The sequence below is a fragment of the Nocardia sp. NBC_01327 genome (genome assembly GCF_035958815.1).
In the GTDB taxonomy this organism is placed as follows: domain Bacteria; phylum Actinomycetota; class Actinomycetes; order Mycobacteriales; family Mycobacteriaceae; genus Nocardia.
The window spans coordinates 6,320,969-6,335,449 of record NZ_CP108383.1; the positions used below are offsets into that span (position 1 = coordinate 6,320,969).

Below are 14,481 nucleotides of genomic sequence, written 5' to 3' on the forward strand. Positions count from 1 at the left end.
GGCCGAATGGCCATCACCGACATCGACACCTATGCCCATCTGACCGCCGACGATATCGAAGCGCTCGGTGCCGAACTCGACGCCATACGCCGCGATATAGAGGATTCGCGCGGCGACGATGACGCCCGGTACATCCGTCGCGCCATAACGCTCCACCGCACGCTCGCGGTCGGCGGCCGAATCGCCCTCATGTTCAGCAACCGCAAGCCCGCGTGGCTGGCGGGCACGGCGTTGCTCTCGCTCGCCAAGATCATCGAGAATATGGAGCTCGGCCACAATGTGATGCACGGGCAGTGGGACTGGATGAACGATCCGGAGATCCACTCGTCCTCGTGGGAGTGGGACACCACCTGCCCCAGCGTGCAGTGGAAACATTCGCACAACTTCGTCCACCACAAGTACACCAATATCGTCGGGATGGACGACGACGTCGGCTACGGCATTCTGCGCGTCACGCGTGATCAGCGGTGGGAGTGGTGGAATGTCGGAAACCCTGTCTACAACCTGATTCTCGGAACCTTTTTCGAGTGGGGCGTGGCCCTGCACCATCTCGAGGTGGAGAAGCTCCGCAGCGGCGACAAGACTTGGCGCCAGGCGTTCAAGGATCTGCGCATCATCGGCACCAAGGTCGGCAAGCAGGCGGCCAAGGACTATCTGATCTTCCCGGCGCTGGCCGGACCGAACTGGAAGACGACGCTGGCAGCCGATGCCACCGCGAACTTCGTCCGCAATTACTGGACCTACATGGTGATCTTTTGCGGCCACTTTCCCGACGGCGCAGAGAAATTCACCGTGGCGGAGTTCGAATCCGAGGACCAGCCGCGCTGGTATCTGCGACAGATGCTGGGATCCGCCAACTTCCGGGCAGGGCCCCTGATGCGCTTCATGAGCGGCAATCTCAGCCACCAGATCGAGCACCACCTGTTCCCCGATCTGCCGAGCAATCGGTACGAGCAGATCGGTGTGCGCGTGCGCGAGCTGTGCGACAAATACGACCTCCCCTATACGACCGGTTCACTCGGCGGCCAGTACCTGCAGTCGTTCCGGACGATCGCCAAGCTCGCGCTGCCGAATGCCTTGCTGGAGGCGACTTCCGACGATGCACCGGAAACGGCGTCGGAACTGCGGTTCGCAATCCGCGAGGGCATTCAGACCCACTTCGGCATCGACCCCGAAACCGGTAAGCGCCGTGGGCTGCGGACGGCTTTGCGCGAGTTGAAGGACGCACCGGTACGAAAGGCCACGCACCGTCGGCTGCGACCGGGGGCGACCGCATAAATTACAGCAATGAAGTTTCGCGGCTAGAATTCGCCTTTACGCTGGGACGAACTTTTCGATCGCATCGCCGGAAGTATCGGCCTACGATGGAATGGTCGTTTGTACTGCCATCGAGATGCAACGGCGCATCACGGCGAAGGGTACTGAAATGCGATTCCAGCGCTGTAAAGCGGTTTTATTCGGTGCAACTTTTGCGGTCCCGGTACTGATAGCTTCAGCGGCCCCCGCAACCGCCGATCCGGTCATCGGCGGTTGTTACGGCGGTCAGCTCACCACCACCAACGTTCCGGGTAGCGGTAGTGCCGGGATGAACACCAATGTGACCGGGGGACTTACCGACTGTGGTAGCGCACAGCTGCCCGACGTCACCGGCGGCATGTTGAACATCAGTTATCCGTTCAATGTCGTCACCGGCAGTTCGTCGGGCACCGGAGCGGGCGGCAATCCGGCGGGCGGGACCATTGCCTGGTCCGACGGATCAGTCAGTGTCGTATCGGGCAATTGGGTTACCTCCCCGGTCGGGCAGAATGCCATCAGCACGCTCGGCGTCATGAGCGGCCCAGGGGCAGGTCAGCAAATAGTTTTCGGTACACGCCAGACCGCCAATGCCGGATCAGTCGGCGGCGGTAGTGGTGGAGCCGGCTCGGTGATGGTCATCGACGCCCTCTTCAGGTGACCTCGACACCTCGGCCGCAATGTGTGCCGCCGAGCCGACAGGTGGTCATCGGCTCGGCGGGAGACGAGAGTCCTTGTCTCAGGCGAACTTTCCCGGGTTCGCCGCCACAGCCCGGCGCAGCGTGGGCCGGTCGGCGCGGTAGGCGTCGACCACCGATGCCAGCTCGTGCGGGCTCGCGCCGTGCATGATGACCGAGTGGCAGCCGAGGTCGTATTCGCGGGAGATCTTCCGCACGCACTGCTCCGGGGTGCCGTATGCGGCCGAGTTCAGCCATTCGTCCGGGATGAGAGCGTCGAACTGCTCCAGCACCTCGACGGAGGCGGACGCGTCGATGGGGCCCGCCGCCGCGGCGTCCTGGAACAGCTGGGTGGCGCGAATTCGCTCCCACACCTGTGGATCCCAGCCATTGGCGCTGATCAGAATGTCGGCATACGCCTGCAGGTAGGTCACCAGCCGCCCGGTTCGCCGGCGCAGCTGATCCTCTTCGGAGAGTGCGTCGCTCGCGGTCGCCAGGCAGGACCAGATGCGGACACTGTCGGGGTCCTTGCCCGCCCGTTCGGCGCCGCGCCGCACCGCCGCAACGGAATTCGCGGTGGCCTCGTCGGAGAAGAAGGTGTGCAGAACGACGAAGTCGCCGATCTCACCGGCGAGTTCGAGGGTCTTCGGGCCCACCGCGACAAAGCCGATCGGGGGCGCGTCGTCGAGACCGTTCTGGTGGTAGAGGACAGGCCATGTGCCCGCGGGCCCTTCGTGATTCACAATGGTCTCACCGGCCCAGAGGCGGCGCAGGATGCCGACGAAATCGCGCAGCTGCGCTTCGGTGACGGGAGGCAGGCCGATCGCCTTCCAGTTCGCCGCCATCCCCCGTCCGAATGCCATGGCGTATCGACCCTCGGTGATCGCCTGCATGGTCGAGCCGATGGTCGCCGTCACCATCGGATGCCGGGTGTGGTGATTTGTTGCCGCCGCGGCGATTCCGAGATCGGTCGTGCATCCGGCGAGGCCGCCGGACAGGACGGCCGAGTCCTTGACGGTCATACGCTCGCCGATCATGCATGAGCCGAGTCCGAGTCGCTCCGCGTCGCGGGCCTCGGGCAGCAGTACACGAGCGTCGGCAGGGTGCCGGGTGATGCAGTAGTAGGCAAGTTCGTTCAGTTGATCGGTCACGAGAGTGGTTCTTCCCCAAGAGTGTTCGGAACGGCGACGGTCAATGCTGTTTGTCAGGCGCCGAGTTCGGCGAGCAGTTCTTCCACGAGCGCCCGGTGGTGCAGCAGCACCTCGATATCGCCGGGGCGTTCCATCTCGCCGAAATGGATCTGCCGGCCACCGGCGCGCAGGAAGACGACGCTGTAGTTCAGGGCGGCGAACATCGTGTACCAGGTGAGGTCGCCCAGATCCACGCCCGAGTGCGCGGCATAGGTCGCCCGCACATCGTCCACGTGCATGAAGTCCGGCATGCCCGGCAGCCCGAAGTTGTTGGCGATGACGTGAAAGACGCGGTGCCCGAACACGATCCAGGCCACATCGAGCTCGCGGGGGCCGATGGACGCCATTTCCCAGTCGAGCACCGCGACCGGTGCGAAGTCCCGGTACATACAGTTGCCGAGCCGCGCATCACCCCAGGAGAGCACGGTGTCATACGACGAGGGCTCCGGCAGATTGGCCTTGAGCCACGCCAGGATTCGCTCCACCAGCGGCGAGGGGCCGATATCGCGCGCCGCGAACTCGTACCACGCCCGGGCCCGGTTCAGGTTTCGTTCGAGCACGCTCTCCCCCGGATATCGCGGGTCGAGGAACGCGAAAGTGGTTGCCGCATCAGGAATCGCGTGCAGTTTGGCGAGCGCCTCGACGGTGCCCTCCTGCACTCGGCGCTGCTGCTCCGGGGTGGCGTCGAAGAGCCAGTTGCCGCCGAAGGTGTAGGGCATGACATCGGGCGGCACCTCGCCCTCGACGCGGTCCATGAGAAGAAACGGCGAGCCCAGCACGTCGCCGGTCGGCTCGAGGAAGCGCACCCGCGGGACGCGGACATCGGTGGCTTCGGCCACGATGCGCATGACGTCGAATTGGTCCGGCAGGTTGTAGTGCTCGTAGACGGGGAAGTCGCCGGCGGACGGCACCACCCGCGCGATCAGATCGGCGACCTGCGTCTGTCCGCCTTCTCGCCAGCGCAGAGTGAGGGTCAGGGTTTCCGACGACATGCCGTTGCTGTCGATGCCGGACCCCAGGGTGAGCTCCGGATCGGCCCCGTCGGGCAGCTGCGTCGCCAGCCATTCGGTGAGGCGCGGGACGAGGGCGGCGGGGTCGCGGCTGCTGCGCTGTAGGCGCATGCCCTGGTCATCGGGAGACGGAGACATGGATCACTCCTGACTGGATTGCTAAGGGTGGAGGTAACAGTGGACCTCCCCTTCGCAATTGTCAACGAGGGTTCTCAAAGAATATGAGTCACTGCAGGTAGACCGCCATGGCATCGACCAGGCAGTGGCGCGCGTTCGTCAACTCGGCGGGCGAGGAGAGCCGGCGCTCGTTATTGATGCCGCGCATGGCCATCGGAATCAGGGCTTGGACCCGATGCACCTTTCCGGCCTCGAGGGGCAGGCCCGCCAGGAAGTACTCGAAGGCCCTGCGCCAGGCCTCCTCGTATCCGGCCATCGCCCCCGTGGTCAGGGGGAAGACCTCGAGCCGCTCATCCTGCCCATTGGGCAGTCCGGCCCGCAGCGCTTCGACCGCTCGGCCCTCGGGCGTATCCAGGATGGTCCAGATGGCGTCGACCATTTCCCACACCCGCTCCCGGATCGAGCCGGTCACCTGCGGCCAGATCTCGGGGCTGTTGGCCCCGCTTCGATCGGTCAACTCGATGAGCACCGCGGCCCACAATCCGTCGATATCACCGAACTGATGCTTCAGGGTGCCCCAGCTGACCCCGGCCTCACGGGCAATCCGATTCGCCGACAACGGTTCCCCGGACCCGTCCGCGAGCGTGACGATGGCGATATCGAGCAGCCGCTGCCGGGTCTCCCGCCCCTTGCGATTGAGGCGAGTTCCAGCCGCGGACTGCATGGTCGAACTCGCTTCGGTCATCGCTCTTCCGTTCCGCACATCGCACAGTCTCGGAATCTCCGAATGTCGTTCCGACGATAGCGGCAGACCGGGCCGCCTCGAACCGCGTACGCTGTGGCTGTGACCGCCACCCCTCGTGCGTCGCTACGTCGTCGGCGCGGAATCGGCATCGGATTCGAGCCGGGCGGGTATCCGGTCGCCGATGAGGACATCCAGCCATTGGGTGGCGGGGTCGATATCCAGCAGCAGCGCCTTGACCAGCAGCGACAGCGGAACGGCGAGCAGGGCCCCGAGCGGGCCCAGCACCCAGGACCAGAACACCAGCGACAGGAAGGTCAGGGTGACGCCCAGTCCGACGGCGTCCCCGACGAACTTCGGCTGAATGACCGACTGCACCAGCACATTCAGCACGATGTAGACGACGATCACCCAGACCATCCGCCCCACACCGCCGTCGAGCAGGGCCAGTAGCGCAGGCGGGATCACCCCGATGACGAAGCCGATATTGGGGATGTAGTTGGTGATGAACGACAGCAGCGCCCACAGCACGGGCAGCGGAACGTCCAGCAGCCACAGCGCCGATCCGTCCAGCACCGCCACAATGGCGCCGAATACCGTGGTGACAACGAGGTATTTGCGCGTACCCCGCGCGAAGATGTCGAAAGCCTGTGCGATATCCGGCCTTTCGCGGCGCATCAACTCCATGCGCCGGCCGATGGTCATTCCGTCGACCGCCATGAACAGCAGCAGGGCGAGCACGAATACCAGATTCGAGACCACGCCGAGCAATCCGCGCAAGGTGTGGTCCAGGACCGAGACCAGCTTGCCGAGATCGATGCCGCTGAGCATCTCGTGCACCTTGTCCTGACTCACCCCGACATCGGACAACAGGTGCCGCAGTTGATCGAGGAGATCGTTCAACCGGTCCGAATACTGCGGCAGCTCACCGGCCAATTGCGCGACCGACAGGATCAGAGCTCCGGCGAGCGCGGCCAGGATCAGATTCACCGCGGTCAAGGCGGCCAGCATCCCGGCCCACGCGGGCCAGCCGCGTCGCTGCGCCCAATTCTGCACCGGCTGCACCGCGATGGTCAGCATCATGGCGAGGAACAGCGGGCCGAGCACTGCCGCGAACGCCCTGGCGCCGGCGACCGCCACGACGGCCGCGGCCACCGCGAGCAGAACGATGAGCCCACGCGGAATCGCCCATGCCGCAGCACGTTCGGAGGGACTGATTTCGGAGGTCATGGCGTCTGCTCTCTGTCCCTGTCGATATCGGCTATGGAGCGACCGTGGTGACGCAGCGAAATCCGATGTGGCTCATACCGGTATCGATCATCTGCGGGCGGCGCGCGGCGGGACGGTAACGGCGGCAATAACTGTCGGCGCACAGGAAGGAGCCGCCCTTGATCACCCTGCGCGGCACCGTGAACTGTGGTTGGCGCGGGTCGAAACTGTCGGTCATCGCGGCGCCGCGCGGATTGCGCGGCGCACAGCACCCGCCCGCGGATTCACGGTGCCCCTGGGAGTACCAGTCGGTTGTCCACTCCCAGACATTGCCGGCCATATCGTGCAATCCGTAGGCGTTGGCGGGAAAGGCGCCGACCGGTGTGGTCCTCCCGTATCCGCGCCTGGCACGCCAGGGAAAGTCGCCGTGCCAGTAGTTCGCCAGTGCCGTATCACCGTCCTCCGAATGCTCACCCCAGGTGAACTCGGCGTGCGCGAGGCCGCCGCGCGCGGCGGCCTCCCACTGGGCTTCGGTGGGCAGCGCGCGCCCGGCCCAGTCCGCATACGCGGCCGCATCCTCGAACGCGATGTGCACCACGGGGTGATCTGCCCGGTCGGCGAGCGCTGAGCCGGGTCCCTCGGGTCGTTTCCAGTGCGCGCCCGGCACCCACGTCCACCACTGATCGAGGTGGCGCAGATCGACCGGCCCCGGCGTCGGGGTGAAGACCATCGATCCGGGCAGCAGATTCTCCGCCGGTGCGCCCGGAAACTGTGCCGGGTCCAGCGGGCGCTCGGCGACCGTGCGGTAGCCGGTGTCCCGGACGAACCGAGCGAACTGCGCGTTGGTCACCGGGGCGACCTCGATGCCGAACGCATCGAGACCGACCCGGTGCGCGGGCGCCTCTTCCGGATAGTGGTCGTCGGACCCCATGGTGAAGGTTTGCGCGGGAACGGATTTCACCTCGGTGAGGCCCAGGGTCTCCACAATATCCTTCCCGGCGATCAGGCCTCGGTGATCATGGGCCTGCGCATTGTGAGGTACTCGTGCAGCTTCTTCACCGCCTGGTCGACGGTGAACGAAGCGGGTTCCTGCCGCGGCGGGAACTCCTTGAACGTGTCGAGGAACTGGGTGACGATGGCGGTGGCGTACGCGGTGATGAAGTCGTGGTCGAGGAACCAGTCCCAGTAGGTGTTCGATGTGGTGTCGGCACGCTCGTAGGGGTCGGTGCGCAGGTTGAAGATCTTCGGCAACCGCAGCGGTGTGAACGGTTCCGCCCAGACGCCCAGCGTGCCCTGCGACCGCTGCTCCATGAACACGATCTTCCAGTTGTCGAATCGCAGGCCGAGCACATCGCAGTCGTCGGAGAAGTAGACCAGGCCCTTGCGCGGAGAGGTGGGCACCTCGCCGGTCAGATACGGCACCAGGTTGTAGCCGTCGATGTGCACCTTGAAATTCTTGTCCCCGGCGGTGTGCCCCTTCTTCAGCTTCTCGACGATATCGGGATCACCGGCGGCGGCCAGGAAGGTGGGCAGCCAATCATGGTGCTGCACGATCTCATTGGACACCACACCGGCCGGAATGCGCCCGGGCCAGCGGATGACCTCGGGTACCCGGAAGCCGCCCTCCCAGTTGGTGTCCTTCTCACTGCGGAACGGTGTGGTCGCGGCGTCGGGCCAGGAGTTGGCGTGCGGGCCGTTGTCGGTGCTGTAGATGACGATGGTGTCCTCGGCGATGCCGAGCTCGTCGAGGTAGTCCAGCACATCGCCGACATTGCGGTCGTGGTCGATCATGGTGTCGTGGTACGGCGACTGCCAGCGCCCGGCCTGACCGATGCTCTCGGGCTTGGTGTGGGTGCGCAGATGCATATGGGTGGTGTTCATCCACACGAAGAACGGGGTGCCCGCCGCGTGCTGACGACCGATGAAATCCTTTGCGCGCTCGGTGATGTCGTCATCGATGGTCTCCATCCGCAATTTGCTGAGCGGTCCGGTGTCCTCGATGCGCTGCTTACCCCACGGCCCGTAACGCTCGTCGACCTCCCCGGTGTCCTCCTCGGTCGCCCACGAATGAATGACGCCGCGCGGTAGCACCATCTCGTGCAGCCGGGGGAAATCCTTCAGGTCGGGATAGTCCGGGAGCTCGGGCTCCTCCTCGGCATTGAGGTGGTACAGGTTGCCGTAGAACTCGTCGAAGCCGTGCGCGGTCGGCAGGTACTTGTTGAGGTCGCCGAGATGATTCTTACCGAATTGCCCGGTGGCGTATCCGAGCGGCTTGAGCAGTTCGGCGATGGTCGGATCTCCCGCCTGCAAGCCCACATCCGCGCCCGGCGCACCGACCTTGCTCATTCCGGTCCGATACACACTCTGACCGGTGATGAACGCGGCCCGGCCGGCCGTACAGCTCTGCTCGCCGTACGAATCGGTGAATTTCATGCCCTCGGCCGCGAGCCGGTCGATATTGGGTGTCCGATAACCCATCAACCCGTCGCTGTAGCAGCTGATATTGCTGATTCCGATGTCATCGCCCCAGATGACCAGAATATTGGGCTTCGAATCCGGCACAGCGTTCTCCTCGTCTCGGCAACGGCCTGCGCGTTCCACTGCCGTGAACACGCATTGCTTGCGATAAACACTCGGAAAGGCTTCCCTCGCCCCCACATTCTCGAGGACTCGCACCGTTCGGACCTCACCCGTCGCGGGTGAAATCACGGCGTCGGCGTGGATCGATCACCGATCTGCACGCGCGTGCCAGACTCCTCGATATCACCCATCCAGGAGGCGCGATGACGCGGTCGGAACTGATGTCGTGGCATGACGGGCCGACGCGGACCGCGATCGTCGAATTCGTGGCCCGGATCGAGGCCGCGGGTGTGCCACTGCCCGAGCGGGTCGCCGTCTTCGACAATGACGGCACCCTGTGGACCGAGAAGCCCCTGCAGATCCAACTGCAGTTCATCTTCGCGCTGTGGGCGAAAATGGCCGCTGCCGATCCGGCTCTCGCCGATCGGCAGCCGTTCAAGGCGGTGGTGGACAAGGACTTCGCATGGCTCTCCGCAGCGGTCGACAAGCACTACGCCGGTGACGACACCGATATGCAGACCCTCATGGCGGGTGTCGTACAGGCCTCGGCAGGCCAGGAGGTCGAGGCCTACACCGCGCAGGCCAAGGCCTTCCTCGACGGCGGCACCCACCCGGTACTCGGGCTGCCCTACGCGCAATGCGTCTTCGCGCCGATGGTGGAATTGCTGCGCTACCTCGAGGCGCACGGCTTCACGACCTATATCGCCTCGGGCGGAGACCGTGACTTCATGCGTCCCGCCGGCAGCGAGTTGTACGGGATACCGGGCGAACGGGTCATCGGCAGCAGCCTCGGATTGCGGTACGCGGACGGCGCCGTCACCTACACCTCGGACATGGGCTTCTTCGACGACGGGCCGGAGAAGCCGGTGCGGATCTGGAGTCGGATCGGGCGCCGACCGCTGCTCGCCGCCGGAAACTCCAACGGCGACCTGCCCATGCTCGAATTCGCGCGCGACGACGCGCTGCGACTGCTCGTCCACCATGACGACGCCGACCGCGAATTCGCCTATGACACAGGCTCGGAAGAGGCGCTGAAGACCGCGGCGGACAAGGGCTGGACCACGGTCAGCGTGCGAAACGACTGGGCGACGGTGTTCCCCGCCGCGACCGCACCGCGCTAACCGTCCTTTATCTGCCGAACGTATACGGCGTATAGACCTTGTAGCCGTCTCCGTTGAGGGTGTTCATCATCATGTTGGTGATCATGTACGTGGCGATCTCGGGTTTGCCGTTGTTCTGCTTCTCCGCGGCATTGCCGATGTCCATGTGCGAATACCCTTCCGCCACAGCACTGTTGGCGGGCATGACATCCTTGGCGATCAGATCCTGCAACCCCTTCACCCCGGGGACCAGATCGGCGAGATCGAAACCGACCTTGAAGATGCCGAAACCATTGCGGGTCAGCACCGCGGCATTGGGTCGCTTACCGCCGAAATCGGTATGCCAGGTGCGCACGCCCGAGCCTGCGGTGCCGGTGTATCCGAAAGCCATGTCCACCAACGATTTCAGCGAGTAGTAGTACTCGGTGAAATCGTAGGTCGGCGCGCCCATGGTCCAGGCCGCGTCGTGCGCCGCGGTCACTTCGGTCTCGGGCTTGCTGATCGGCTGGCCGAGCAGATCGGTGTGGGCGTAATCGTAGGAGTCGGCGACCTTGTCGTAGTCACGCCAGGTGTAGAACTTGCCCGGATCGGTCGGCACCTGGCGCGGCACCGGGGTGAGGATATTGACCGTCAGCGGCAGCAGCTGCGCGGGGAGCCAACCGAAGATCGAGCCGGGCAGCGGGAAGGTCTTCTCCGCGACCGGTCCGCCGTCGAGGGTGCCCATGCCGTAGTTCAACCAGGTCGGCAGGCTGTTGTTGTCGACCAGCGTGCCCAGCGCGGCCATATTGCTCATCCGATAGGTACGCAGATCCGGTTGGCCGGTGAAGAAGTCGACGTAGTCCTTGGACAGCAGAATCCGGCGCACGACCGAACCGGCCAGATTCTCCAGCAGATTCGACTGCGGGTTCTCCGGCATCTGGGCGAGCAGTTTGCTCGGCTCATCGGGATACAGGCGCGCGGCGAGGCCGTAGATATTGAGCATGCGCAGGTAGTACGACGCGCTCAGCTCGCTCGTCAGATTCGCCGAGCCCGGCAGCAGGCCCGATGTGAACAGGGCATCGCTCAGGTTGCCGAGCGGCCCGGCCAGCGCGTCACCCACCTGCTGCAGTCCGGGAACGAGATTGGTGAGGACCTTGGTGTCGAACGGGATGATCGGACCGTCGTAGGCGAACCAGCCGGCGCAGTCGTTGTATCCGGCGTACCGATCACCGAAGGTGTTCTCCTGCTGGGTGCGCGCCGGGCCGAAGTCCGTGGACAGGTACAGCGCGGTCACCGGACCGCCGAGCGAGTGACTGGCGATGAACAGCTTCCGCTGCCGCATGTCATGACTCGGCATTTCGTGCGAATTGATGAAGTGCCAGTCGTCGAGTTCCTGAGCGAGACCGATATCGGCCAGCGCGCCTGTTTCCGATTCAATTGAGCCCGAAAGGAATCGGCGTGCGAACCCCGATCACCACCATCTCGCTCGGTCTGGCCGTCTGCGTCGCCGCAGCCGCCGGGGCCGTTCTGTCCGGCGGATCCGGCACCGCCGCAGCCGAACCCGCCGTCACCTTCAATGTCGATCTCGACGGCCTCGGCGGCAGCCACACCACTCAGTTCTTCCCCGGCGGAATCTTCGACGCCGACGTCCTGAACCTCACCAAGGGCGCGGTCCCCTACTTCCTGGGTCTCATCATCGACTGGCCCTTCGACACCGACTGCTCCCACGGCCGAGTCATCCTGCAGCCCAAGGACGGTCCCCCCGAGGTGCACGAACTCGGCTCGGCATGCGGACTGCCCGCAGTCTTCCTGAACACCGGCAACCGCCCCAACGGTGACTACGCCTGGATCTGCTTCGAAGGCACATCCGATGCGGCCCAGCCCGTTCGAACCTGCTTCCCGAAGCCCTGACCGATGAAAGACGAACACATGCGCTCGTACACGGCACTGCTCGCCGCCCTGCTCGGCGCCGCCACCCTCACCGCGATCACCGGAGCCGGTGCGCCCCAGGCCGAAACCGTACTCAACCTCAACGGTTCCCTCGGCGACCTGTCCGTCGATCACACCGACGAGATCGCCCCGGGCGGCCTGCTGGGCAGCAATCAGATTCGGCTGGGCAAGAACCTCCCACCCGTCTACTTCGGCCTCATCATCGATCTCGCCCCCTTCGACAGCACCTGCGCCGACGGCAAAATCTCCGTACACCCCGCCACCGGCCCGGATCGCGACCTACCGCTAGGCGAGAGCTGCGGAATCCCACTCCCCTACCTCGTACTGGGCGACACCCCCGCCGCCGCTATGCCCACCATCTGCTCGACACTCATGATCGGCGGCAACGAGTCCGCCCGATCCTGCACCCACCACGAATAGGCGAACCCCTGACCAGAGTGCGCACAGGGTCGATCGGTTCCCACACCTCAAGGCGTCGGTCGAATGGGTTGGAAATACCCGTTATCTCCCGAATTAGTAGTGGACTGGACGGTAGCCTGTTGATAGCAAGTTTGAACCGATCGGACTGTTTCTCGATTCGGCAGGTCCTACTGAGACTTTCGCCCTTAATATGGCGGCCATCATGTCGAATCCACAACATTCTCACGCACTCCGGATCAAAGCGGTCGTCTTCGATTGGCGCGGCACGCTTGTCACAGAACTAGACTCTCGGCAGTGGGTCCGGGAGGCGCTCCAGCTAGCGAGGCTAGAACATGACGACAATGCCGTCGACGCGGTATTACGGGCGATTCACACACCCGAGCTGCTGAGTCGATTGCAGTCGCCGGATGGGAATATCAACGCTGAACGCCACCACCAGACCTACTTCGGAGTGTTCCGCGACGCTGGACTCGACGATGCTCTCGCACAAGCGCTTTGGGACGTAGACACCGACCCGACTTACAATCGGTTCGCCGCCGACGCTGCCGAGACCATCTCCGTCCTGCTCGAAAGCGGCTGCAAGATAGGCGTACTGAGCAATATCCACTTCGACATCCGGCCCTACTTCAGCACCTCACCGTTCGACTCGATCGAGACCTTCGTCCTGTCCTACGAGGTCGATATGCAAAAGCCCGATCCGGCGATCTTCGAGATGATGCTCGAGGCACTCGGGACCCGAGCCGGGGAAACCCTCATGGTCGGCGATCGGCTCTCCCGTGACGGGGCAGCGAAGAACATCGGAATGCCGACCATCATCGTCGATTCACTCACCGACCGGGAGAAGCGGCAACTCCACCAAGTCACGGCATACGTCGAGGCCAACCACATACAGTTCGCACCAGAGGACCGCAACGCCACTGCCCTCGGAGATCGAGCGCCCACCGGCAGCAAACGTCAGCATTCCATGGCGTAGCAGGACCTTCGTCAGATCGGTCGCATAGCTCGCTGAATCGCACCCAACCCGGCATCGATTGCGCTGGGCTGGGCGCGATGACACAGTTCGTCGACCAGATCGCGCACCGTCGGATGGTTGTAGACATATTGCGGGGCTAGCCGGACCGCCCGTTTGAGCTGATCGACCGCAGCGCTGTCGCGTTTGAGCCGACCACAGGCACGCGCGACTTCGATTCGGTGACGCGTGTGGCGTTCCTTCGACGTCAGACCCGCCAGATCTATCTCGGAGTGCCGCCGCAGTGCGATATCGGGCTGATCGAGCGCCACCGCGATCTCGACGGCGTGAATATGACAGTTGGTGGGGCCGAACACGGTTTGAAAATCATTGCGGTCCACACCCAGTCGCGCCGCAGCCGCCTCCGCTTCAGCCAGATGTGCCCATGCCGAGGTCGCGTCATGGCGGCGTGCCGCGGCCACAGCGCACCGGAGGTGCAAAGCTCCCCAGAGCGAGATCGCCTGCGGTGTAGGCATTCCCATGACCTCTTGCAACTCGGTCAGTGCCGCCTCGGCAATAGGGAACACCTCGTCGGCGGTATCGGTGTGCAGGAGCACCCCGCAGCGTTCCCATGCCGAGCACGCACGCAGTAGCGGATCCCCGAGTCTCGCAGCGGCGGTGGCGCCATTCTCGACCGCAGTCCAGGCCAGGTCGTGGTAACCGAGTTGATTGAGGACCGTGGGAGCGACATGCGATGTCTCGACGATCAGTCCATCGACCACGTCCCGCCCGTGTCCGGATGCTATGAAGGCGGCGGTATTCAGCGATTCGACCAGTTCGGGCAGCTCGCGCATGACCTCGAAGAGATTCGCCGCCTGTCGGCGGCGCGTGATGCGATCGACATCGGCCCGTAGATCGGTCAACAACGGCGGCGGTGTCATCGGCCGCAGGCCCGGATGCCCCGACAAACCGAGACTGGTGCGCCGCAGCGACATTCGCAGTGCGGGTACCGCATGGTGCCCAGGATCCGGACTGAACCCAAACGGCTGCCCGAGCAACCATGCGACATCAACCTCGAGAACATCGGCCAGACGATCTATCACCGAGTATTTGTCCAGGTTGATCCGACCGGCCTCCACTCCTCGCATCCATGACTCGGAACGCTCGACGAGACCGGCGAGCGCAGCCTGGCTCATCCTCTTGGTCCGCCGGGACCGTCGTATCCGAGCGCCGATGCTTGTCACGGCGTTGGTGCTTGGGGCCAC

14 protein-coding genes are annotated in these 14,481 nt (G+C 64.4%); 6 read left to right on the plus strand and 8 right to left on the minus strand.

What is annotated here, in order from left to right; genetic code table 11:
* Nucleotides 1–6 precede the first annotated feature (6 nt).
* Nucleotides 7–1,278 (plus strand): fatty acid desaturase family protein, encoded by a 1,272-nt coding sequence (locus OG326_RS29220; RefSeq protein WP_327140342.1) that lies wholly within the window; start codon nt 7–9, stop codon nt 1,276–1,278.
* A gap of 115 nt (nt 1,279–1,393) precedes the next feature.
* Nucleotides 1,394–1,954, plus strand: coding sequence for a hypothetical protein (locus OG326_RS29225; protein ID WP_327140343.1), 561 nt, complete (start codon nt 1,394–1,396; stop codon nt 1,952–1,954).
* Nucleotides 1,955–2,032: 78 nt separating this feature from the next.
* Here OG326_RS29225 and OG326_RS29230 read toward each other — a convergent pair whose 3' ends face one another.
* From OG326_RS29230 to OG326_RS29255, 6 genes are all read right to left on the minus strand, one after another.
* Nucleotides 2,033–3,121, minus strand: coding sequence for a TIGR03857 family LLM class F420-dependent oxidoreductase (locus tag OG326_RS29230; RefSeq protein ID WP_327140344.1), 1,089 nt, complete (start codon nt 3,119–3,121; stop codon nt 2,033–2,035).
* 53 nt (nt 3,122–3,174) lie between these two features.
* Nucleotides 3,175–4,308 (minus strand): phosphotransferase family protein, encoded by a 1,134-nt coding sequence (locus tag OG326_RS29235; RefSeq protein ID WP_327140345.1) that lies wholly within the window; start codon nt 4,306–4,308, stop codon nt 3,175–3,177.
* A gap of 88 nt (nt 4,309–4,396) precedes the next feature.
* The gene (locus OG326_RS29240; protein WP_327140346.1) at nt 4,397–5,032 is read right to left on the minus strand and encodes a TetR/AcrR family transcriptional regulator; all 636 of its coding nucleotides are present in this window, start codon (nt 5,030–5,032) and stop codon (nt 4,397–4,399) included.
* Nucleotides 5,033–5,155: 123 nt separating this feature from the next.
* Nucleotides 5,156–6,259 (minus strand): AI-2E family transporter, encoded by a 1,104-nt coding sequence (locus OG326_RS29245; protein WP_327140347.1) that lies wholly within the window; start codon nt 6,257–6,259, stop codon nt 5,156–5,158.
* Nucleotides 6,260–6,290: 31 nt separating this feature from the next.
* Complete coding sequence (locus OG326_RS29250; protein WP_442790843.1) at nt 6,291–7,223, minus strand: formylglycine-generating enzyme family protein; 933 nt, start codon at nt 7,221–7,223, stop codon at nt 6,291–6,293.
* Between the two features lie 17 nt (nt 7,224–7,240).
* On the minus strand, nt 7,241–8,800 hold the full coding sequence (locus tag OG326_RS29255; protein WP_327140348.1) for an arylsulfatase: 1,560 nt from the start codon (nt 8,798–8,800) through the stop codon (nt 7,241–7,243).
* A 221-nt stretch (nt 8,801–9,021) separates the two neighbouring features.
* Between OG326_RS29255 and OG326_RS29260 the strand changes: the two genes are divergently transcribed.
* Nucleotides 9,022–9,939 (plus strand): HAD family hydrolase, encoded by a 918-nt coding sequence (locus OG326_RS29260; RefSeq protein ID WP_327140349.1) that lies wholly within the window; start codon nt 9,022–9,024, stop codon nt 9,937–9,939.
* Nucleotides 9,940–9,946: 7 nt separating this feature from the next.
* Here the strand turns inward: OG326_RS29260 and OG326_RS29265 are convergent, their stop codons facing one another.
* Nucleotides 9,947–11,239 (minus strand): hypothetical protein, encoded by a 1,293-nt coding sequence (locus tag OG326_RS29265; protein WP_327140350.1) that lies wholly within the window; start codon nt 11,237–11,239, stop codon nt 9,947–9,949.
* Between the two features lie 116 nt (nt 11,240–11,355).
* Here OG326_RS29265 and OG326_RS29270 point away from each other — a divergent pair, with 116 nt between their 5' ends.
* The 3 genes from OG326_RS29270 (at nt 11,356) to OG326_RS29280 (ending at nt 13,240) form a co-directional block, all read left to right on the plus strand.
* The gene (locus OG326_RS29270; RefSeq protein WP_327140351.1) at nt 11,356–11,808 is read left to right on the plus strand and encodes a hypothetical protein; all 453 of its coding nucleotides are present in this window, start codon (nt 11,356–11,358) and stop codon (nt 11,806–11,808) included.
* A gap of 3 nt (nt 11,809–11,811) precedes the next feature.
* On the plus strand, nt 11,812–12,267 hold the full coding sequence (locus tag OG326_RS29275) for a hypothetical protein (RefSeq protein ID WP_327140352.1): 456 nt from the start codon (nt 11,812–11,814) through the stop codon (nt 12,265–12,267).
* A 190-nt stretch (nt 12,268–12,457) separates the two neighbouring features.
* Entirely contained in the window at nt 12,458–13,240 is a 783-nt protein-coding gene (locus tag OG326_RS29280) for an HAD family hydrolase (RefSeq protein ID WP_327140353.1), read from the plus strand.
* An 11-nt stretch (nt 13,241–13,251) separates the two neighbouring features.
* On the opposite strand, the gene OG326_RS29285 is transcribed toward OG326_RS29280, so the two are convergent.
* Nucleotides 13,252–14,481, minus strand: a complete 1,230-nt coding sequence (locus tag OG326_RS29285; protein WP_327140354.1) for a helix-turn-helix domain-containing protein — start codon at nt 14,479–14,481, stop codon at nt 13,252–13,254.

What these genes read in the sequence shown, in the direction of transcription:
- OG326_RS29245 (WP_327140347.1), bottom strand. Translation starts at nt 6,259, where the DNA reads ATGACCTCCGAAATCAGTCCCTCCGAACGTGCTGCGGCATGGGCGATT.
- OG326_RS29260 (WP_327140349.1), top strand. Translation starts at nt 9,022, where the DNA reads ATGACGCGGTCGGAACTGATGTCGTGGCATGACGGGCCGACGCGGACC.
- OG326_RS29225 (WP_327140343.1), top strand. Translation starts at nt 1,394, where the DNA reads ATGCAACGGCGCATCACGGCGAAGGGTACTGAAATGCGATTCCAGCGC.
- OG326_RS29220 (WP_327140342.1), top strand. Translation starts at nt 7, where the DNA reads ATGGCCATCACCGACATCGACACCTATGCCCATCTGACCGCCGACGAT.
- OG326_RS29280 (WP_327140353.1), top strand. Translation starts at nt 12,458, where the DNA reads ATGGCGGCCATCATGTCGAATCCACAACATTCTCACGCACTCCGGATC.
- OG326_RS29275 (WP_327140352.1), top strand. Translation starts at nt 11,812, where the DNA reads ATGAAAGACGAACACATGCGCTCGTACACGGCACTGCTCGCCGCCCTG.
- OG326_RS29265 (WP_327140350.1), bottom strand. Translation starts at nt 11,239, where the DNA reads ATGCGGCAGCGGAAGCTGTTCATCGCCAGTCACTCGCTCGGCGGTCCG.
- OG326_RS29235 (WP_327140345.1), bottom strand. Translation starts at nt 4,308, where the DNA reads ATGTCTCCGTCTCCCGATGACCAGGGCATGCGCCTACAGCGCAGCAGC.
- OG326_RS29240 (WP_327140346.1), bottom strand. Translation starts at nt 5,032, where the DNA reads ATGACCGAAGCGAGTTCGACCATGCAGTCCGCGGCTGGAACTCGCCTC.